Annotated in this window: 18 protein-coding genes; 10 read left to right on the top strand and 8 right to left on the bottom strand. The window is 46.8% G+C overall.

Annotated features, from left to right (window positions below):
- Nucleotides 1–6 precede the first annotated feature (6 nt).
- The 3 genes from AC1S8V_RS06075 to AC1S8V_RS06065 all read right to left on the bottom strand — a co-directional run bounded on the left by AC1S8V_RS06075 (nt 7) and on the right by AC1S8V_RS06065 (nt 5,652).
- Nucleotides 7–3,000 (bottom strand): glycoside hydrolase family 9 protein, encoded by a 2,994-nt coding sequence (locus tag AC1S8V_RS06075; RefSeq protein ID WP_482074407.1) that lies wholly within the window; start codon nt 2,998–3,000, stop codon nt 7–9.
- Nucleotides 3,001–3,342: 342 nt separating this feature from the next.
- On the bottom strand, nt 3,343–5,091 hold the full coding sequence (locus tag AC1S8V_RS06070; protein ID WP_482072864.1) for a methyl-accepting chemotaxis protein: 1,749 nt from the start codon (nt 5,089–5,091) through the stop codon (nt 3,343–3,345).
- A gap of 219 nt (nt 5,092–5,310) precedes the next feature.
- The gene (locus AC1S8V_RS06065; protein ID WP_482072863.1) at nt 5,311–5,652 is read right to left on the bottom strand and encodes a phosphatase PAP2 family protein; all 342 of its coding nucleotides are present in this window, start codon (nt 5,650–5,652) and stop codon (nt 5,311–5,313) included.
- A gap of 150 nt (nt 5,653–5,802) precedes the next feature.
- On the opposite strand from AC1S8V_RS06065, the gene AC1S8V_RS06060 reads away from it, so the two are divergent.
- Nucleotides 5,803–6,798, top strand: a complete 996-nt coding sequence (locus tag AC1S8V_RS06060; protein ID WP_482072862.1) for an LCP family protein — start codon at nt 5,803–5,805, stop codon at nt 6,796–6,798.
- Between the two features lie 138 nt (nt 6,799–6,936).
- Nucleotides 6,937–8,190, top strand: a complete 1,254-nt coding sequence (locus AC1S8V_RS06055) for an acyltransferase (protein ID WP_482072861.1) — start codon at nt 6,937–6,939, stop codon at nt 8,188–8,190.
- Nucleotides 8,191–8,226: 36 nt separating this feature from the next.
- Here the strand turns inward: AC1S8V_RS06055 and AC1S8V_RS06050 are convergent, their stop codons facing one another.
- A complete protein-coding gene (locus AC1S8V_RS06050) occupies nt 8,227–8,964 on the bottom strand; it encodes a hypothetical protein (protein ID WP_482072860.1) in 738 nt (245 codons plus the stop codon).
- A gap of 445 nt (nt 8,965–9,409) precedes the next feature.
- Between AC1S8V_RS06050 and AC1S8V_RS06045 the strand changes: the two genes are divergently transcribed.
- Together AC1S8V_RS06045 and AC1S8V_RS06040 are read left to right on the top strand one after the other, a co-directional pair.
- On the top strand, nt 9,410–10,357 hold the full coding sequence (locus AC1S8V_RS06045; RefSeq protein ID WP_482072859.1) for a hypothetical protein: 948 nt from the start codon (nt 9,410–9,412) through the stop codon (nt 10,355–10,357).
- A 36-nt stretch (nt 10,358–10,393) separates the two neighbouring features.
- The gene (locus tag AC1S8V_RS06040; protein ID WP_260870959.1) at nt 10,394–10,654 is read left to right on the top strand and encodes an NHLP leader peptide family RiPP precursor; all 261 of its coding nucleotides are present in this window, start codon (nt 10,394–10,396) and stop codon (nt 10,652–10,654) included.
- Nucleotides 10,655–10,731: 77 nt separating this feature from the next.
- Here the strand turns inward: AC1S8V_RS06040 and AC1S8V_RS06035 are convergent, their stop codons facing one another.
- Nucleotides 10,732–12,594, bottom strand: coding sequence for an ATP-binding protein (locus AC1S8V_RS06035; protein WP_482072858.1), 1,863 nt, complete (start codon nt 12,592–12,594; stop codon nt 10,732–10,734).
- Nucleotides 12,595–12,783: 189 nt separating this feature from the next.
- Nucleotides 12,784–13,065, bottom strand: coding sequence for a hypothetical protein (locus tag AC1S8V_RS06030; RefSeq protein WP_062832955.1), 282 nt, complete (start codon nt 13,063–13,065; stop codon nt 12,784–12,786).
- A 144-nt stretch (nt 13,066–13,209) separates the two neighbouring features.
- Between AC1S8V_RS06030 and AC1S8V_RS06025 the strand changes: the two genes are divergently transcribed.
- The 3 genes from AC1S8V_RS06025 (at nt 13,210) to AC1S8V_RS06015 (ending at nt 14,095) form a co-directional block, all read left to right on the top strand.
- Nucleotides 13,210–13,371: a hypothetical protein gene (locus AC1S8V_RS06025; RefSeq protein ID WP_017690239.1), complete on the top strand. Its 162-nt coding sequence runs from the start codon at nt 13,210–13,212 to the stop codon at nt 13,369–13,371.
- A gap of 121 nt (nt 13,372–13,492) precedes the next feature.
- Nucleotides 13,493–13,864 carry a hypothetical protein gene (locus tag AC1S8V_RS06020; RefSeq protein WP_482072857.1) on the top strand — a complete coding sequence of 124 codons (372 nt, stop codon included), beginning with the start codon at nt 13,493–13,495 and terminating at the stop codon, nt 13,862–13,864.
- 39 nt (nt 13,865–13,903) lie between these two features.
- Nucleotides 13,904–14,095 carry a hypothetical protein gene (locus AC1S8V_RS06015; protein ID WP_482072856.1) on the top strand — a complete coding sequence of 64 codons (192 nt, stop codon included), beginning with the start codon at nt 13,904–13,906 and terminating at the stop codon, nt 14,093–14,095.
- A 103-nt stretch (nt 14,096–14,198) separates the two neighbouring features.
- Here AC1S8V_RS06015 and AC1S8V_RS06010 read toward each other — a convergent pair whose 3' ends face one another.
- Nucleotides 14,199–15,503, bottom strand: coding sequence for an MFS transporter (locus tag AC1S8V_RS06010; RefSeq protein WP_482072855.1), 1,305 nt, complete (start codon nt 15,501–15,503; stop codon nt 14,199–14,201).
- 166 nt (nt 15,504–15,669) lie between these two features.
- Here AC1S8V_RS06010 and AC1S8V_RS06005 point away from each other — a divergent pair, with 166 nt between their 5' ends.
- The 3 genes from AC1S8V_RS06005 (at nt 15,670) to AC1S8V_RS05995 (ending at nt 18,073) form a co-directional block, all read left to right on the top strand.
- Nucleotides 15,670–16,320, top strand: a complete 651-nt coding sequence (locus tag AC1S8V_RS06005; RefSeq protein ID WP_482072854.1) for a peptidylprolyl isomerase — start codon at nt 15,670–15,672, stop codon at nt 16,318–16,320.
- Nucleotides 16,321–16,806: 486 nt separating this feature from the next.
- On the top strand, nt 16,807–17,070 hold the full coding sequence (locus AC1S8V_RS06000; RefSeq protein WP_036612099.1) for a YqkE family protein: 264 nt from the start codon (nt 16,807–16,809) through the stop codon (nt 17,068–17,070).
- A 208-nt stretch (nt 17,071–17,278) separates the two neighbouring features.
- The gene (locus AC1S8V_RS05995; protein ID WP_036612094.1) at nt 17,279–18,073 is read left to right on the top strand and encodes an SDR family oxidoreductase; all 795 of its coding nucleotides are present in this window, start codon (nt 17,279–17,281) and stop codon (nt 18,071–18,073) included.
- Nucleotides 18,074–18,207: 134 nt separating this feature from the next.
- On the opposite strand, the gene AC1S8V_RS05990 is transcribed toward AC1S8V_RS05995, so the two are convergent.
- Entirely contained in the window at nt 18,208–18,969 is a 762-nt protein-coding gene (locus AC1S8V_RS05990; RefSeq protein ID WP_482072853.1) for a YwaF family protein, read from the bottom strand.
- Nucleotides 18,970–19,264 lie beyond the last annotated feature (295 nt).

Here is a 19,264-nt window from a genome sequence, read left to right as displayed (position 1 = left end):
GGTCAGTTACGGCTCCAAGCCCCACACTTTGGTGTTTCCCTGATACCCGGTCACCTTGTTCCAAGCGGTAAAGGCCGTCTTGGTAGCGTCATAGGAATAGTCATTACTTTGATCGAAATTGCTCCAATTATTTTTGGAAAAGCGTGTCTGGATCACGCCGGTCTCTGCTCCCGCGGCCAAACTGCCCGCTCCGGACTTGAAGCTGATCTCCAGGTAGGTGTCTGCTGTACCCTTCGCCGGATTCACTGCGACAAATGCCCCTTCGATATTGGCCGTGCCCATCTGGGCATAATCACACCAAAAGGTCATATTCTCTGTACCATCCTTGGTGAAGTAATATCGGATCTTCACTGTACTGAGGTCAATCGGCTGTGTTCCGGTATTCTTTACGTTGAACTGCGGGGTCACCGCATTGCTCGAATTCCCGGACCCTCCGCTACGGTACTGCACTTCGAGTGTACCGGTCGTCACTGGAGGTGCAGAAGGCGTCAGTGCCAGGACATTGGACAGCGTCTGTCCGTTCACATTCACTGCTGCAATCCGGTAATTGTACGTGGTGCCATTCACGGCTGTCGTATCAATGTAAGTCAGCACAGACAATCCGGTTGCCACATCCGCATATGCTCCACCTGCAACCGAACGTTGCACCTTGTAGCTAGTAGCGCCCGAAGCTGCTGTCCAGTTGAGGGCCGACTGCGCATTGCCAGCTGTCCCACTTAAAGTCAGTGCCCCCGGAACTGTCGTTGCTGCTTGCGGCGTAGCCGACACTTGCACAGAACCTGCTGACTCCCCAGCTGAATTCACAGCAGTCACTACATAATAATAAGTCTTCCCATTGGTCAGTCCCGTGTTCGTATAGGTCAGCCCGTTAACACCCGTCGCGACAGATGTGTACGGTCCTCCACTCACCTCGGAACGCTTCACCGTATACGATTCGGCCCCGGATGCAGCTGCCCAGGTCAGGTTAACCTGATTGCTTCCCGCCACAGCCTGCACGCCAGCAGGTATGCCAGGAACCGTGCCTGGTGTTACACCAGGCTCCTGTCCATACACTTTCACCCCTGCATCATAGACTGGAAGGTATATGCTTTTAACTGGATTGCCTGTCGTCAGCGTCTGGAACGAATGATCATTGTTTGCATTCCATGCGCCCTGTGGGCCTGTAATGCGGAACTGTACTTCTTTACGATAGTTCCCTTCCCCACCTGGATAGATCTTCGTATTACCGAAGTTCGCCGTAATGGCATAGATATGTTGGGCTGCATTCACCACAACCGGTTGGGATACCGTCGCCCCCTCCGTATAGGACGTTGTAACTTGCACATCCGAGACAGTACGTCCGGCAGCATACACCTCGCTCAGATCAAGGAAGTACTTAAAGGACAGTTGATCTCCCATGCGAGCAGGCCAACCAGAACGATTATTAAGCTGTGCCCTGATTTCCGTATAATTGGAACCGGATGATTTAATTGAAGCCTCTACAAAGAACTCATCACCCTTCACCTCAGGTGCAGGGAAGTTCGCAAGGGGCTGATGATTCTGACCAAACAGCAGATTCATTTTGGCCAGTGCACCAGTGAATCCCGCGTTATAGTCTGTTGCCACCTCATTGCTCACATAATCCCCGATATCATCGGTATACCCATCGGATGCATCCGGTCCACCGACCATCGCACCATACAGAATATGGCGGTGATTCGCCGGGATATCTTCGTTGTTCATCCAAGAACCGTGAGCGGTTCGATGATGTGGATGCTGGGGTGCATTCTGTCCGTATCCGACCACATAACTGCTCTGACGCGGATTATCACCTAGAATATAGTTCATTTGTGAGACGGCAAAATCCTGATATCTTGCTTTTTTCACAGGGTCACTGACCCAGTCAGAATAGACAAACGAGATAAAAGATGCATTCGCTGCATACCGGAGCGAGCCCCACTGATCCAGCCACGCCAGACCTCCTGGCGTATACTTGACTCGTGTCCCATTGACTCCAACCGTCCAATAATCCAGATTGCGCTCAGTCGACTGAATAAATCTCGTCGCCTCCGGCATGTTCAAACTGGACGTAATTCGGGCAAGCAGGATCTGGGCACCATAATGTTTACTGTCCCAACCTTGTGTCCAGGTATAGGGCCAATTGGCTGAGCCTCCGCTAGAAGACCACCGGTCCGTAGCTGCAATGGCTTTGGACAAGTAAGCGCTATCATTGGTAGCTAAATAAAGCCATGCGCCACCCCATGCCAGCTCGTCTTCGTATCCTGTCCACGAATTATAAAACGCTGCGGCATCAGTGATACAATCGGTGTATTCCCCCCGATATGTATCTGCGAAGTTGTACAGCTCTTTCGCATGTTGGAGCAGTCTCTCCGAATATGCCGGATCATCATCTGCAAATACAATCGATGACGCTGCAAGTGCTGCAGCCGTTTCTGCCGCCAGATCACTGCCCGGGCATGAAGCATCGATCTTGAACGAAGGACGGTTCATCTGCATGACTTCTGCGGGTCCCCACCAGGCATGGTCGGTATTCCCGGCCCCGACTTGTCCCCATAATTCATTTGGTTTCGTATGCGCTTTCATAAAATAGTCGGTCGCCCATCGGATATTATCCTTGATCTCCTCCAGTTGTCCGGCCTGTTCATATCCGTCACCGTATTCCACGACAGACCAGGCGAGCATCGTTGCGGAAGCAGCCATCGGAAAACCAAACTTCACGTGATCTCCGGCATCATACCATCCCCCGGTTAGATCAACGCCTACATCAGCACCATCCTGCATACCCGAGTTGCCACGCCATTCGATCCGATTATTCGCTGGCAATGGACCCGAACGCTGCGCTTCATAGAAATAGATGGCCTTTTGCAATGCTTCAGCATAGTTCTGGTTTCCGGCGGCCGCATCCGCCTTACGAAATCCTGTACCCATCGATAAACTTCCTGCCAGTAGTCCTGTCGATAACGCAATCATGGCGACTCGTCTCCACCAGCTCCCCTTCATGTTCAACTATTCATCTCCTCTTCATGAATGTTCCGTATACTTTCCTCTGGACTGCGAATTGAACCCGCTCCTCCCCATGGTGTAACTCCGTGTAACTTCCACCATTAATTACCATTATAGTCGTTTGGTTAACTTGCAATATAAGCGTTGGTGACTTCTAAAATAACATTGTTGTGACCTGCTCGGTGCCATGCGACAAAAAAGCTGTTTCTCTGACGCATATATGCGTTAGAGAAACAGCTTCTTGATTAGGCTGTAACCAACACCACAACCCGAATGGCATTTCTGACCATCCAGCCTGTGTGTTCCTGCACATCACAATGTGTCAGGACATCTCATTGGTTACACTTTGAATTTGTTAATTTGCTCCTGCAGTTCTTCCGCCATCTTGGATAATGAACCTGCGGAAGACGCAATCTCTTCCATTGAAGCCAGCTGCTGCTGAGTTGCGGCAGATACATTATGCACTCCGCCTGCTGCTTCTCCGGCAATGTTGGAGATCTGACTCACATATCCTACAACCTCAGTCGTACTCGCAGACATTTCCTCTGAACCTGCAGATACTTCCTGAATCTCACCCGCTACTTTGTTGACCGCATCCGAAATCTGCTCGAACGCTTGTCCAGCCGCTGTAACCATCTCGATTCCTGCTTCCGTCTCACTGCTGTTCACTTTAACAGCCTGAACAGCATGATCCGTATCTTTCTGAATCAATTGAACGAGATCCGTAATTCTTTGCGCAGATGTGGAAGATTCCTCGGCGAGCTTCCGCACTTCTCCTGCAACTACCGCGAAACCACGTCCATGCTCTCCTGCTCGTGCGGCTTCAATGGCTGCATTCAGTGCAAGCAGATTGGTCTGCCGGGCAATGTTGTTGATCACCTCGGTAATCGTGCCAATCTCTGCTGAACGTTCCCCCAGCCCTGTAACCAGCTCCGTCAGGGAAGCAATAGAACTCCGAACAGAACCCATCTGTTCAACAGCTTGCTGAATGATCATATTTCCTTCGGAAGATTGATTCGCGGCATCCACAGCTGATACGGATACACTTTGAGCAAGCTCGGCAATCTGCTCCGATCCTAGCGCCATCTCATTCATCGCCTGTGAAGAACGCTTCACAATATCGACCTGATCCGACGTACCTGTAGCCAGTTCCTCTACCGTTTCGGAAATCTGTTCCGAGGCTTGGGTATTCTGCTCTGCACTTGCAAGAAGCTCTTCTGATGAAGCCGCTACTTGCTCAGAAGTCACCGCTACAGATTGAATCATCCCGCGTAGATTACCACTCATGGTATTGAAGGAAGCTGCCAGTGTTCCCAATTCATCCTTGTTCTTCAGTACAATCGTCTCACCCGTCAGATCCCCATTGGCAATGGCCATGGCTGCTTCATTCATCTTTTTGATTGGACGTGAGATGATGCTGGCAATGAAGAAGGCAATAAATACAGCTACCAGGAATGCAATGATCGTTGCCACCAAAATGATATTAAAGGCTTCCTCAGCCGTTGCAACTGAAGCACTCGCCGCTGCTTGCGCGCCTTGGTTACAATAGTCAATCAATTGGGTGATAGCATTATTCGCTGTATTCCAAAACACTAAAGCCTCAGCATGTAGTTGGTTGGACTCATCAAAGTTATTTTCTAGTCCAGCCTGAATAAATTCAGGTAATTTATTCGAGTATTTGTCAAAGTTATCACTAAATGACTCGAACATCTTAGCGACATCACTGCCTTCGCTGTTACCGTTATACACAAGAACCTTTAACTGTTCTCGTTCTTTCTCGATTTTGGCGAGCAATTGATTCAGTGAATCCTTCAGCCTGGCGAGTTCCCCCTCATTAGTCTCAACGATAATGGTGAGCGCCAATCTCTCCGCATCTGAAATATCCCCATTCATAACTCCCAACAGAGTCGTGGCAGGCATCCATGCTCTGTCAATCTCCCCCGCCTTGTTAGACATTCCGGAAATCTGAGTCAACGCATAGCTGCTTACAAAAACCAGCAAGGCCACCACTGCCAGAAAACCAACCAGCAATTTCATCCGAATCGTTAACTTCATTTTCCCCAACATGTTTCCCCTCGTATCTTTCATATTCCCACTCCTCAGCTGCTTGGTGCATTAACTTGTATATATTTATAGTATATCGACACCTATCGTCATGAATTGAAGATGTTAGAATTTCAATGTCTATAAATTCATGTAACTTCGAAAATAACACAAAAGAAGTCTCTTATCTTTGGCTGCACCAGAGATAAGAGACTTCTATATGTGGAATGAGACAATCGACATTTTTCACACATAGATCAAGGTCTATCGAAAAACATGTTGGTGGATGTTAATGAAGAAGTCGGGAATCGACTTGGTATAATTGCGGGTCGTAATCAGAACCACACTAAGCAGACAACCCAGAATAAATCCTCCCAGGATATCTCCTGGATAATGTACACCTACATATACACGAGACACCCCTGTCAACACAGCAAGTAAGAGCATCCATAACCCGAAACGACGTCCAATAAAGAATGAAGCGGCCGCGAGAGCAAATACAAAGGAAGCATGTTTACTGGGAAAAGAAGGGTCAGGTACATGTGTAACCAGCTGATGCACGGTCCCTTCCACAAAAGGCCTCGGATGGCCGACTGCACAAAACAAGATTATTTTTTACATAATAAATATACACTAACTATTTGTCAAACAATCTACCATTTGACCGAAGTTACGAAATCAAAGAGGACATTTTGCCTTCTTTTTGTTAAACTAATTTGGGTTACATATCAGTTCAATCATAGAAAGGTGAAGATTATGCTAAAAAAATGGTTATGGGGTACAGCCCTGACCCTGGCACTTGCTGTCACAGGTGTCATTGTTTACTACGGATATTCGATTGTTCATTTTGCCAATAGCATCTCCACTGCTTCCGGGACTTCATCCAACTCGTCCTCTTCCGGCACAGACAGCGATTCAGACAAACCGACTACAACGATTCCAAGGTGGGAGGGCCAGGAACGGGTGAACATTCTGTTGCTTGGTGGAGACTCCAGAGGTGATGATGCAGGGCGTTCGGACTCTATCATGGTGGCTTCCATTGATCCTGTCACCAAGAAAGCCCATCTATTCTCTGTATTGCGAGATACCTATGTCGCAATTCCCGGGCATGGCAAGAGCAGGCTTAATGCAGCCTTTTCCTACGGGGGTGCGGAGCTCACCAAACAAACCGTCAGTGACCTGCTCGGTATCCCTATTCAGCATTATGTCTACACGGACTTTACGGGCTTCATGGCACTCGTTGATGCTGTAGGCGGTATTGAGATCGATGTAGAGAAAGACATGTATTACACCAGTAAAGCAGATAAACATATGTACGACATCGACTTAAAAAAAGGATTGCAGCATATGGACGGCAAGACCGCCCTTCAATATGTTCGGTTCCGGCATGATGCCACCTCGGATTTCACGCGCACCGAACGGCAGCGGATCTTCATGACAGAGCTCGCCAAGAAAATGCAGAGCACCACGTCACTCTTCAAAATCCCGGATATCCTGGAAGCCATCGCTCCCTATATTGAGACGGACCTTAGTCCAACCCAGATGTTAAAACTAGCATCGCTTGGCTTCGATATCCATGTGAACGATATCGATCAGCAGCAGATTCCACCGAACAAACTGCTCACCAATGAACTCGTGGGCTCAGCTCAGGTACTGGGTGTCGATGTAACCAAACTCCAGTCCTACATTCAGAAACGGTTTGAAGAAGATACCTTGTCCTCCGAGAGCCAATCATCAGACGAACAGAACTAAAACAAGCATGAGCTACACCAACAGAAAAGACGGCCGAAGCCGTCTTTTTTTGTACCTATTTTCTCCATTTAATGCAGCCTTAATGTTTAACAGGTACCCTTATATGATGAACTCCGTTTCCTGGAGGGAGGATTACTTGTGAAAAAACCGCGAATAGCGGAATGGACCAAGCTGCGGGGCATGGCCTTTCTGGCAATCGTCATGCAGCATAGTATCGCTGAGTATATCTATCGCGCCGATATTGAGCAACCGGATTCCATTATGCTAACCATGATTTATCATCTGACCCGGTTCGGTACGCCAACGTTTGTATTTCTATCGGGTGTCATGTTGTTTTACCATCATCGTAACACCAAACCGGACTATCCTCGCTTCATTCGGAAGCGATTTGGTGATATTTATATGCCGTTTGTCGTATGGACACTGATCTACTGGCTTGCTGTCCGTATCTTCACCCCCACGTTCTGGCTTGCAGGCATACCCGATTTTCGCAGTCTTATTCATGAACTGTTTGTCCCGCAGACGGGATATCATCTCTGGTTTGTCATTATGGTGTTTCAGTTTTACATCCTGTTCCCCCTGTTTTTGGCGGGAGCGACAGCCATTCAGAGACGTATCAAGAACGCCTCACGTTTCACACCTATGCAAGTCATTATGGGGCTAATTCTTCTTGCAGCAGCGTTGTATGCCCTGCTTATGAAATGGTCCTACTATAATATGGGTGGCTGGACAGAATCCATGTCTGAGCCATGGTCAACGTTGCTGCAATATCGCTCCTATTCATGGGTGATGTACTGGTTCTACTTTTTACTGGGTGCCGTATGTGCCTGGTCAGTGGATAGCTGGAGGAGTTGGACCACCAAGATCCTGCCATGGACGATCTGTCTATTTATAGGGATGTATGTATGGCTTGGTTACGATGTGCTGCGTGGGTCCGGGGATGTTGTTAATCTGAATATCTCCACCTATCTGAAACCAACCACATTCCTGATCATTATGGCTCAGATGCTCATGTTCTATGGTTTCCTTGTACTGATGCGGGGCAAAGATACACGGTTTCAGCGCCTATTATCCTGGATTGGCCGCTATTCATTTGGTGGATATCTGGTTCATGCACTGGTGATCTACGCGATCGCTTATGTAACCAGACCGCTTCAACTCAGTGGATGGCATCTGCCTGTAACGTTGCTATCGTTCCTTGTAACAGTTGGTATTGCTCTTGCAATCAGTTGGGCGCTGTCCAAGCTTCCTGGCTCCCGCTTCACCGTAGGGTTAATGCGCAAACCACGTTCTATACCTAATTCATCTGTTAATGCGGATAAGAGAAACTCACCCCAGCCAAGCCCCTCACCTATTCCCGCTCACAGTCGGGGAACGCGTGAGACATTATGAAGCAAGAAGAGCGTCCCCTCACGGAGACGCTCTTCTTTATTTCACTTCGCTCGAAGTTGATCGTCCAGGAACAGGTTCCTGGGGACCCGGGGCTGGATGCATGTTGCCCTTCTGATTCACAAACCTCTTCAGATCACCCGTTAATTGTTCCTTCAGCTTGTCCACCAGCTGCGTTTCACTAATGCCTTTTGCCTGAGCAATCTCAGCCAGGGATTTCCCTCCCTGAAGCTGCTCGTGCAGTTGAGCAGGGGTGACTCCAATAAACCGGGCAATAGCGCCCTTATCTACCATGGAACGTTTGCCATGGTGGGCAAACTCACGTCGCAAATCACGAAGCGGCGTATTGATAACCTTTTTCAACTTGGTATCCATGTCCGCCTTCGTAGCTGCTGCTTGTTCCTTGGTGAGACAACCCTCATCTACAGCTTGATCCAGACGCTGCGCAAGTGTAGGCTTCAACTTCTGCAATAACTGCTCCTCACTCAGTCCCTTACGCTCTTTGGCAATCTGGGACAATGTCTTACCCAGCTCCATCTGTTCTTTCAAATCCCTAAGCCCAATCCCAAGCAAATCTGCCGTTTCACCAATCATAAACAGGCCATGTCCTGCCTGCATGCATGGCTTCGCTTGTTTGCCGGAAGAAGAAGCTTTAGACCCATCCTCATGTTCCTCAACACGAACGGCTGGATCAGCGAATGCCACATGCCCTGTTGTTGCTGTTATAACTACGGCTGCCAATCCGGCTGCCATCCATGTTTTCCATTTCATTTGCATTTTTCTGCCGCCTTTCCAATGTCGAAATCCTATGCCTTCCTAGTTTGAGCCTAAAATCCACTTTTTTATGCCATAAAATACAAAAAGTCATCATTTTTCTCACAAATGATCACAAAAAATCCTATTTTTTTCAGTTTGTTTCCGCTATACTAAATGTAACTTCATGATCTATATCAGTTGAACTACATATTATTTACACTGACACTACGCTGACAGAACAACCTTTCAATCGCTGTTATCCCCAGATTTTTTCGATTCCCTTTTCTCAAGGGAAAAATCCGGTGATAGCATATGCTTCCAATGTAGCTTTCTTTCAGAAAGCTTTAGGCGAACGCTTCGCTTTTTCAGGTTTCTTCTGTCCTCTACGTTATCGTGTAAATGATTATTTCAACTAATATAGCGAACGTCCTTAGTCACCTTATCGCAGGAAGGACGAGATGTAACGATGCAGAGAGATTGGTTAGATCCGTTTAGATCCGATCTGGAGGTCGTGTTTGCTTCAGCGGAACAACTCGTACGGAAATATCCCGAACCCTTGTCAGGACATGCATTAGAACAGCTTCGTTCGGTTAATCCGCTGTTACGAGATTCGGGACACAGTTATATCGGGTATATCATTCCACTCTGGATGCAACATTCGGATGGACTATCCCATGAGAACGCACAACAATTGAGTACAGCCTGTCTCATTCACATGTTATATTTCCTGAATCAGGACGACGTGATGGATGAACAGCCTGAGGATGTCACACGGAAGTTATCCCTGGGTAATCTATACTACATGGATGCACTTCAATCCTACTCGGAGTTGTTCGATCTTACCTCCATATTCTGGATCTATTTCAGACAATATGTCGTGGATTGGGCCCTGAGTGTAACGGGTGAGCATTCCATTGATTATTTCCAAAACAGTCCCTTGTTGATTGCGCAAAAGGCTTCCCCTCTGCTCATTGGAGCTACTGGTGCACTCCTTCTGCTGAAACAGTCCGACCGGATCATCCCGGTGTGTTCTGCCATCAACATTACACTCATGACACTCCAGATGACTGATGACTTCACAGACACGCAACAAGATGCTGTGCATGGAAACTACAACAGCTACCTCTCCCACATATCCGCAGCACTGAACCACAACTATCCAGATCATCCGCTAAGGGACTGTATACATGACAATGTATACAATACACAACTCATGAACTCTTACGTAGACATTGCTAATCACTACAATCGTACATTAACATCTTCTAACTTGGGAATATCATACCTTGAAGCATTTAATTCTTATTTATGCAGCACTTTGGTACAAGCTGTTCAGGAGATTACACAACGAAAAAAAAGGCTCCTCCAAGGCGGGTTTCATTACTGGATCAGCGATCAACAACTGGAATCCTGAGCACAAGGATGAAGCTGATTCGGTTTAATTTTAAATATGAAGGGAATGTTGACGATGATGGTATCAGAGAAAACGTTGCATGAGGATATTATCGAAAAGGCTTGGAGCGATGAGCACTTCAGACAACAATTGCACTCCAATCCGAAGCAAGCGCTTCGTGAAGCGTTCGGCATCGTAATCCCGGAACACATTAAGGTACGTACCGTTGAGGAACAGCAGAATGACTATGTTCTTGTCATACCTCCCAATCCTTCCAAGGTAAATTATGATGTGAATTGTGGACCTTGGAGAAGCTAAATCGGGTGAGTTAATTTTGTAGTGTAGAAGTCAGGGGTAGGAACAGAAAAAAGCCGCTGTATCCTTCTGTGAGTTCGTCATTCGACGAACTCGGCAAAAGATACAACCGCTTCTGTTCCTACCCCTTTGGTGCTTGTAAAACTGATCTGCCCTTGCATCGCTTCCACAATTCGGAAAGTAACCATCATGCCCAGACCTGTGCCTTTGATTTTATTGGAGAAATAAGGCTCGCCCAACCGGGAGAGTGCTTCCTCGTCCATCCCTTCTCCGTTATCCCTGACATGCACTTTGATGATACCATCCTGCTTATACGCCCAGATATCAATCTGGCCCTGTCCCTGCAGAGCTTCGATACTATTCTTGATAATATTGATAAAAGCCTGTTTGAACTTTGAGGAATTGCCCCGAATATACAGATCTGGCGGAATGTCCGTTGTGATCTTGCCACCCTCCAGATTAGCCATCGGTACAAGAATGCCTTCAATATGATTGAATTCATCCGAGATATTGAGCGAGATGATATGGTCAAACTCAGGTTTGGCAAAGGTAAGAAAGTCCGTTATGATGCCCGAAGCCCGATCAAGTTCTTCCAGTGCAATTCGAACATACCCCTTATTTTTGTTGTCTTCCTGTTCTGTCATAAGCTGCAGGAACCCTCTTGTCACCTGAAGCGGATTACGCACTTCATGGGCAACGGAAGCAGCCAGTTCACTAATAATCTCCATCTTCTCGGATCGTTGCAACTCATTGTTGAACAACTCCAATTCCTTGGAGTACTCTAGAACTTTGGTATGTTTTTCGGCAAAACGACTTCCGAGAATGGCAATTAACGAGATCACAAATGCAACCATCGACCATTTCCACCATAACAGATGATACGTCCCGCTCCGCTGATAATACCACAACAGTTCAGCCACACTGATTAAGGCAAATGTACCGAATCCTGTCGCAAGCAACATCGCTTCCCGGTTTCGTTGTAGTGCTTTGGCGAGGGTACCCACCAATAGGATCGTCAGCAGAATGACCAGCACCATGCCAACTACACGCTGTACGAGCAGATTGTAGAGCACATCCCATTGCCCGCCTGAAATAACATAAATAAATAGAGAGAACACAGCGACAACTGAATATATGAATATTATTTTTCGCAGTTTGGTGAAGATTCCATGCAGTCCTGGCCCGATAATCTGTTCAAAAAAATAACATAGCGCTGGCATACCCAGCAGCATCGCCAGATCAAAGACTACGGAATACAGGTCACCATATACCTGATAGAACGTATACAAAAATTGCGAGTACGTGATGATCATCGTGCCGATGGAACCCATCACCATGCATAGTGAGATCCATAATCCCTTATGGAATTTGCCAAGGAAGAACGTACAACTGAGCATCGTAATCGCTGTGAAAACAAAGGTCGCCCCCAAGATTACATCAATTAGTCCGTTATGAATATATCTCTCCTGTAACGCGGCATAAGGTCCAATCTGAACAGTACCTTGTATGCCCAGACGGCCTTTCTCATTTTGCGACCATACATAGAGCGTGTCCCCTGAATTTTTGCTGGATAAGGGCAGCAACACAGCATTATTATCATAATTGTAATGGTAGTTCTCGTAGACCTTGCGGTCCTCCAGATAGATAACAATATGATTGCCTTTAATGTTCTCAAATCGAATGGCTAAACTTTCCTCACTCAATTCAGGGATGGTCAGGCGAGTCCATAAGGAACTCGATCGATCTGTTTTGCTGTACTCTAACTTATCGACGCCCTGCTTTTCCCATATCTCGTCTGCTCCCTTAACCTCACTGATGAACCCTTGATCGTCAACGTTCCCCCATTTTACTTCCCATCCTGTAATGGATACAGGCTGCTGAACCACTCCTGTAGTTGCAAAGACTATCCCATGTGGCATGCCTAGAATAATCAATACACTCATCCATAAGATGACGATAGCTTTGGGCACATTTTTCATTCACAGCACCTCAAAGTTCTAATTTTCCCTATCTTAGATTCTCTCATTTATCATTCGCCACCGTTTGTCACGTCACCTTCTTGAGATAAAATGAAATTTCACATTTAAGTCGATTTATAGTCTTATTTCCATTTTATTGTTAAAATCATTCGGTTAATCGCGCAGATCTTCGAACTGATTCTCTATCATTTCACGTTCTTTTTGTTCAACTTGACTGCGGAATTCAAGCCACTGCTCTGTTTCCTCATCATCATAGATGGTCCATATATCGGAAAAAAGGAAATCCCGCAGCTGGACAACTTGTCCGGACCATATACCGCCTACCCAAAACAAACCATCCGGACGACGGATGACGGTACGGGAGAACCCGGGTGTGGACGCCTTTTGCCCGATACGAATGCGTGTGATCATATTGCCCAGTGTGAACCAGTCCACTTGAATCCCTCCCTTACATATTCATGCTTCATCATAACATAGGCAAAACATGAAAAGCTGCAAAAACGGTCGCTGCGATTCAATCCTTTCCTTCGGGTGTAATGGTTTCTCAAAGCAAACAAACACCCTAAGGAGATGATTCCAATGAATGAGCCACATCGTACGGTTGAGGTAGAACATAAGGATGTTCAGCATAAATCGGATTCAAGTATGGTCGCTTCCACATTTATTAAATATGCCGCGTATATCATTATCTTTTTTGGATTTTTATACTTTTTGGTCAAGTATGTATTCCCCAAATTCTAAGGCATTCATATCGTAGTGGACACCCGGAGATAATAACCTTTGCAAGATTACAATACCAGCGCTTTGGGTAACTACGGGGTAAGAAGCTTTTGGGCAACTCAAATGAAAGGAAGTGCTACTCATGTCTGACAAACCAATCAGTAACGAAGAGAGCGACCGCTATTACGACCGTTATCAGAGGTCCCGCGATATTCCACCAGAGACGGAAGTTCCGGAAGGTGATATGGATACCTTTGACGAGGTTTCCGGCAGACGGATTGTCACGGAAGATTCGAATCTGCCACCGGTAGCAGCAACGGCTGTGGACGAGCCGGAATTGGATTCACGTTTGGCTGAGACGCCGCTGGAATCCGTACCCGATGCAGATCTGCTGCAACCAAACAGCCCGGTTGATCCTGCTGCACCCGATCCGGATGCGCTGCATGGTACCGATCTGCTTAATGGTGCTGGTGCGGATGCCAAACCGGAGAATGACATTCCACCACGACATTAACAGCTGTTATGACATCCTGAATGAGGAGGTGCATACACGATGAAGGAAGATCGCCAAAAGCATGTGCATAAACCGGATAATCTCGTGACCGAACGGGATATTGACCCGGACTTCGGACTGTTCACTGAGGACTCCTTCCCCGAAGCACTTGAGGATGAGGATCAACGTGATGCGGTCGAGCATGCCATTCCCAAAGAGAAGGCTTCTCGTAAGCCCTCTTCGGATGACTAACTTATATAGATCCGTAGTAGACTTAAAAAAGATGACGTCTGTAAATTTCACAGCGTCATCTTTTTTGTTACCTGTAAGTTCATTTTCTCTTTGCAATTCAGCGTCACCGCTTAGCGGAAACCTTACTTGCCACGGGCAGTTTGTGATCCAATCCAGACCACTTCGCTACAATTGCAGTGAGTAACAATGCAACTCCGTTAATGATAAAAATCCAGCGTATCGGCAGCCAGCCACCAAGCACACCACCAATGATCGGCCCCGCCATCGTCCCGATCTGGGCAGCGGACTGATTTAAACTAAAGGCCCTTCCTCTAAAACTAGATGCAGTAGCCTGCACAATCATGGCGTTAATCGCCGGAAATACAGCCGCAAAGAATAAACCGTATACAAATCGCAATATGCCAAATCCGATATACCCTGTTGTAAAGAACTGCAGAAGATTCCCTACAGCCCCACCAACCAGTCCAATGATCAGCACTTTACCGTATCCAATCCTTGAACCAATCTTGCCCCAGCGTGGTGCCATAATAACTGTCGCTACACCTACCGCCGAGAAAATAATACCCGAGCTGAGTGAGGCACGGTCAGGCTGGATGCCCATTTCCATCACATACACTGTTAATAATGGCTCCAGAATCATGACGGAGAATGTACATATGCCCATCATGCCAAGCACCGTCATAAACAAACGATTCGCTCTCGCTTCACGAATGTCATCCATGACGTGGGAACGAGCTTTGTTCCGGTTGAAGTTTTCTTCTTTTACCCAGAAGGTTGCGATGATTGCTGAGACTAACACAACAATAGCCGAAAACAAAAATGCATTCCGGTTCCCATAATAATGACTCACCACGCCACCAATTAACGGCCCGATAATGCCACCTGTTGCTCCTGCTGTAGACATGATACCCAGTGCATACCCTGTCTTCTCTTCCGGTGTATTCGTGCCTACCAGGGCAATGGCTGCTGGAACAAACCCTGCAAGCAACCCCTGAAACAATCGAACAACAATCAGTGAATAGGGGTCCTGCACGAAATAATTGATTAAATACAAAACGGCCAGGCTGTATCCCGACCGGATCAGCATGGGCTTGCGCCCGTATTTATCAGCCAGTGATCCCCAGAACGGAGACACGAGCGCACTCGCGAGAAACGTAATGCCAAACGCTAGTCCTGACCATAATTCCAGGTGATTACGAACCCCCAAGTCAGCACTGAGAAACAGGGGCAGGAATGGAATTGAGATCGAATACGCGGTGCTGCAAAAAAATACACCAATCCACAATATCACCAGATTTCGCTTCCACGAGAAGTTCATATACCCGCACGCCCTTTCCGTTACTGACGCCGGGACTGCCGTGTACTGGAGCGGACGGAGCAGACCCGTACGTCCCCGATGCGGAAGCATTTTCCTTATTTTACACCCATCATTCCACGAAGGCCATCCCTTGTTCACCACAACCACACGTATTACATTGCCATCCTGTCCACAAAAACGGTATGATAGTTGGGTAAATATCCAAATAAGATTTGGAGAAAATATATGATGCAGAGATGCAAGGAGGAACGTTTTCATGTCTTTACGGTGGAAAAAAACAACCGCAGTATCGCTCGTTCTTGCGATGCTGCTTATCGTCATTAGTGGTTGCGGACGCCCTGCGACCAGTGCCGAGCAAACGCCGGTTCCGGCTGCACCTGAAGGTCCAAATCCGGTAGCTACCATTGAGATGCAGGATGGTCAGAAGATTGTCATTGAGCTCTATCCCGAGATTGCGCCCAACACGGTGTATAATTTCATCTCCCTTGCGAATAAAGGGTTCTATGACGGCCTGATCTTTCACCGGGTCATTCCGGGCTTCATGATTCAGGGTGGTGATCCAGATGGCAACGGTTCAGGAGGCCCAGGTTATGCGATCAAAGGTGAATTTACATCCAACGGTCACAAAAATCATCTGAATCATACTCGGGGAATCATTTCGATGGCGCGTAAATCGGATAATCTTGATTCAGCAGGTTCCCAATTCTTCATCATGTTAGCTGATGCGGATTACTTGGATAACGCATATGCTACCTTCGGCAAGGTAACAGAAGGTATGGAAGTCGTTGATGGTATTGCTGCTCAGGAAATAGGTGAAGATGACAAACCGGTTTCCGATCAAGTTATGAAAAAAGTTACGGTAGACACCCATGGTCTGGAGTATCCAGAGCCGGTTAAGATGCCCTAATCAACATTCCTACCTATCGGATAAAAATCCAAGGCTCAAAGCTTGCTTTGGAGCGTTTAAACAAACAAAAGCTCTGTCCTATGCGAATGTCGCAAGGCAGAGCTTTATTTATTGATTTTAATGATAGCGGTTACATATATGACTTTATAAAAAATGACCTCTTCCGGCATCATCCTCAATACATCCATCCCATCAAACGTAACCAGCCGATAATCGCAATCCATAACGGGCAGCTGAAGGCAACGCCCCATGCAAGCCCTTTCAGTAAACCACGGTTTACTTCCACGAACAACGACTCCTTTCTCCAGGGAATAGTCGCAGTATCGGTAATAGTATATGATTTTATACCCGTTTTCATTCGTCATGCAACCCTCGTTTTCCTGCTTTTGTTCCGCAGTTTCATGGAATGCATTACGGGAACCTGATATACTATGACTACTGTACGATAAATGGAACTTGATTTATGTTTGGAAAGGAGATTTTCCTATGGCAAAATCCAAAAAACGCACTCCTGCTCCCAAAGCAGCAGTAGCACAGGATAAACCCACAACACTGAAGGACCTGCTTAGCAGTGATGTGCTGGAGAAGCTGAAAGCTCAGGCGGATGAAGCCAAGGCTGCCGAAGCGGCTCTTAAAGAGCAGGAACGTCAGCAGGCAGAAGAAGCTCGTCAAGCGGAGCAGAAGCGCCGGGATAACGATTTCGAATATTTGCTCAATAACAGCGCTATGGACTGGAAGAAACATAAGTAAGTGCGAGCATGACCTGAGAAAGCTTCTTACCATCCACATGCCAAAATAATATCACAGCAGACAGATCATGAAGATGATCTGCTCACAGAACAGGGCCGCGTTGCGGGCCTGTTTTTTTGATATAGACACATATGATTCACCAGTCTTGAGCCGGGTATGTAGAAGTAGAGCGTACAACGATAATCTATACCATACGGAGGGATCAGAGATGACTGAACAACGTTTGGAAGGTAAAGTGGCGATTGTAACCGGAGGTGGATCGGGTATTGGGCAGGCTACCGCTATTCGTTTCGCCGAGCATGGAGCCAAAGTGTACATGCTGGATCGCACACCCGAAAATGCGGAGGAAACCAAGCAGACGATTGAAAAGGCTGGCGGAGAAGCGTATGTCATCGAATGTGATATCTCCAAACCGGATAATGTGCAGAAGGCGATCAATCAGGCTGCGGCTGAAGCCGGTAAACTGGATATCATATTTGCGAATGCTGGCATCAACGGAACGATGGCCCCGATTGAAACAATGGAAATCGAGGACTGGGATCAGACGATGGAGATCAATATGCGCGGAACCTTCGCAACCGTCAAATATGCCATCCCTCATCTGAAAGAACATGGCGGCAGCATCATTATCACCAGTTCCATTAACGGTAACCGGGTCTTCTCAGGGATTGGATTCTCTGCATACGCTTCTAGCAAAGCAGGACAAACAGCATTTACGAAGATGGCTGCACTGGAGCTGGCTCGTTATAAGATCCGTGTAAACGCCGTCTGCCCAGGAGCTATCGATACCAACATTGATGATAACACCTATCCGTCAGATGATCTGAAAGAAGTACAGATTCCTGTTGAATTCCCGGAAGGTCACGAACATCCGCTCAAGGGCGAACCTGGAACGTCGAAGCAAGTAGCTAACCTCGTTCTGTTCCTCGCTTCCGATGAAGCCTCTCATGTTACAGGTACACGAATCTATGTGGATGGTGCGGAATCTCTGCTCCGTGGATAAAAATATAAGTTGGCCCCATTCAGGGACAACGCCCAAACATCCCGCAATCGATCTGATCCGGTCAGATTACTGCGGGATGTTTTATCTTAGAAGAAGTTTATAATACGGCGCAGGCTCAACTATAAGGATTACCTCTATACCGCGGAGCTTTTACCTTTTTTCACACGATGGTTTAACCGGTCGGGAATGACAAAGAGCACAATGTACATCAGCGAGAACAAGACGAGAGCCAGTACCTCTTCCCCAAGGATATATATGGGATAAGGGCCTAGCATGTCCAGCACCGAGGGTGTACTCGGCTTGTATCTCAAAAACATGTAATTCGCATCAAGCAGGATATCTACAATGTAAACGAACAGTGCTGCTACGTTCACAAATATCATTGAACCTGCCACAGATCTCCAGTCAGGACGAATCTGCTCCACCCAAGTCATATAGAGTAAAGCCAGAATGATACAGGCATGAGCGACGAAAAATTGGATGAATCGAAAATGTGCATAAGCATAACCCAAATTAGGAGTCAGGATCGCCATAAGGGCTCCAGCAATGCCTGCAAACAGCAGTGCAGAATGTAACAGTCGACTGCGTGTCAGTAGTAACAACGCCGATAATAGCAGAGACAGACTGCATAGTTCGAGTGGCAGTGACGTCTGCAGGCTCCATATCCCTCCGTACACATACCAGAGTTGTAGCACGATTTCGCAGGCAAACATGATACAGGCCAGAACAATCCGCAGTATGCGGCGTGCCCTCTCTGACCATGATCGAAGATGGTGTCGAAGCAAAAACATCATTACAATCAATGCTGTAATTACGCTAATTGAAACGATATGTGAAGTGGAGAACAGGATAAACGGCTCTGCATCATAAGGGTCCAGCCATGGTGGATACGCCATGCATCTCTTCTCTCCTTTGCAAGGATCTCACCAACATTATCTCTCTTTAATGTTAACTTTTTCATTTTGCCATTGAATGAAAGTGCTGTCCAGTTGGAATTCTAAATAAGCATTGTAATTTAAATATCTTTATGTTAAGATAAATTCAGAACCGAAACAAACGAAAAGTTAGTAACTTTCTTAATTGAAATAATAATAAATACAGCACTCAACAAATGTTCAACTAAACATTTACACGATAACGGAGAGGACAGAAAAAACCTGAAGAAGCGGAGCTAAAAGCTTTCTGAAAGAA

It is taken from the genome of Paenibacillus sp. B46(2026), assembly GCF_056786355.1.
This window is presented reverse-complemented; position numbering and strand designations above follow the sequence as displayed.

Bases quoted from the DNA above. Each gene is read 5' to 3' on its own strand.
- AC1S8V_RS06025 (WP_017690239.1), top strand. From the start codon at position 13,210: ATGAATGAGCCACATCGTACGGTTGAGGTAGAACATAAGGATGTTCAG.
- AC1S8V_RS06020 (WP_482072857.1), top strand. From the start codon at position 13,493: ATGTCTGACAAACCAATCAGTAACGAAGAGAGCGACCGCTATTACGAC.
- AC1S8V_RS06015 (WP_482072856.1), top strand. From the start codon at position 13,904: ATGAAGGAAGATCGCCAAAAGCATGTGCATAAACCGGATAATCTCGTG.
- AC1S8V_RS06045 (WP_482072859.1), top strand. From the start codon at position 9,410: ATGCAGAGAGATTGGTTAGATCCGTTTAGATCCGATCTGGAGGTCGTG.
- AC1S8V_RS06005 (WP_482072854.1), top strand. From the start codon at position 15,670: ATGTCTTTACGGTGGAAAAAAACAACCGCAGTATCGCTCGTTCTTGCG.
- AC1S8V_RS06000 (WP_036612099.1), top strand. From the start codon at position 16,807: ATGGCAAAATCCAAAAAACGCACTCCTGCTCCCAAAGCAGCAGTAGCA.
- AC1S8V_RS06075 (WP_482074407.1), bottom strand. From the start codon at position 3,000: ATGAAGGGGAGCTGGTGGAGACGAGTCGCCATGATTGCGTTATCGACA.
- AC1S8V_RS06035 (WP_482072858.1), bottom strand. From the start codon at position 12,594: ATGAGTGTATTGATTATTCTAGGCATGCCACATGGGATAGTCTTTGCA.
- AC1S8V_RS05990 (WP_482072853.1), bottom strand. From the start codon at position 18,969: ATGGCGTATCCACCATGGCTGGACCCTTATGATGCAGAGCCGTTTATC.
- AC1S8V_RS06060 (WP_482072862.1), top strand. From the start codon at position 5,803: ATGCTAAAAAAATGGTTATGGGGTACAGCCCTGACCCTGGCACTTGCT.
- AC1S8V_RS06070 (WP_482072864.1), bottom strand. From the start codon at position 5,091: ATGAAAGATACGAGGGGAAACATGTTGGGGAAAATGAAGTTAACGATT.
- AC1S8V_RS06040 (WP_260870959.1), top strand. From the start codon at position 10,394: ATGAAGGGAATGTTGACGATGATGGTATCAGAGAAAACGTTGCATGAG.
- AC1S8V_RS06050 (WP_482072860.1), bottom strand. From the start codon at position 8,964: ATGCAAATGAAATGGAAAACATGGATGGCAGCCGGATTGGCAGCCGTA.
- AC1S8V_RS06010 (WP_482072855.1), bottom strand. From the start codon at position 15,503: ATGCTTCCGCATCGGGGACGTACGGGTCTGCTCCGTCCGCTCCAGTAC.
- AC1S8V_RS05995 (WP_036612094.1), top strand. From the start codon at position 17,279: ATGACTGAACAACGTTTGGAAGGTAAAGTGGCGATTGTAACCGGAGGT.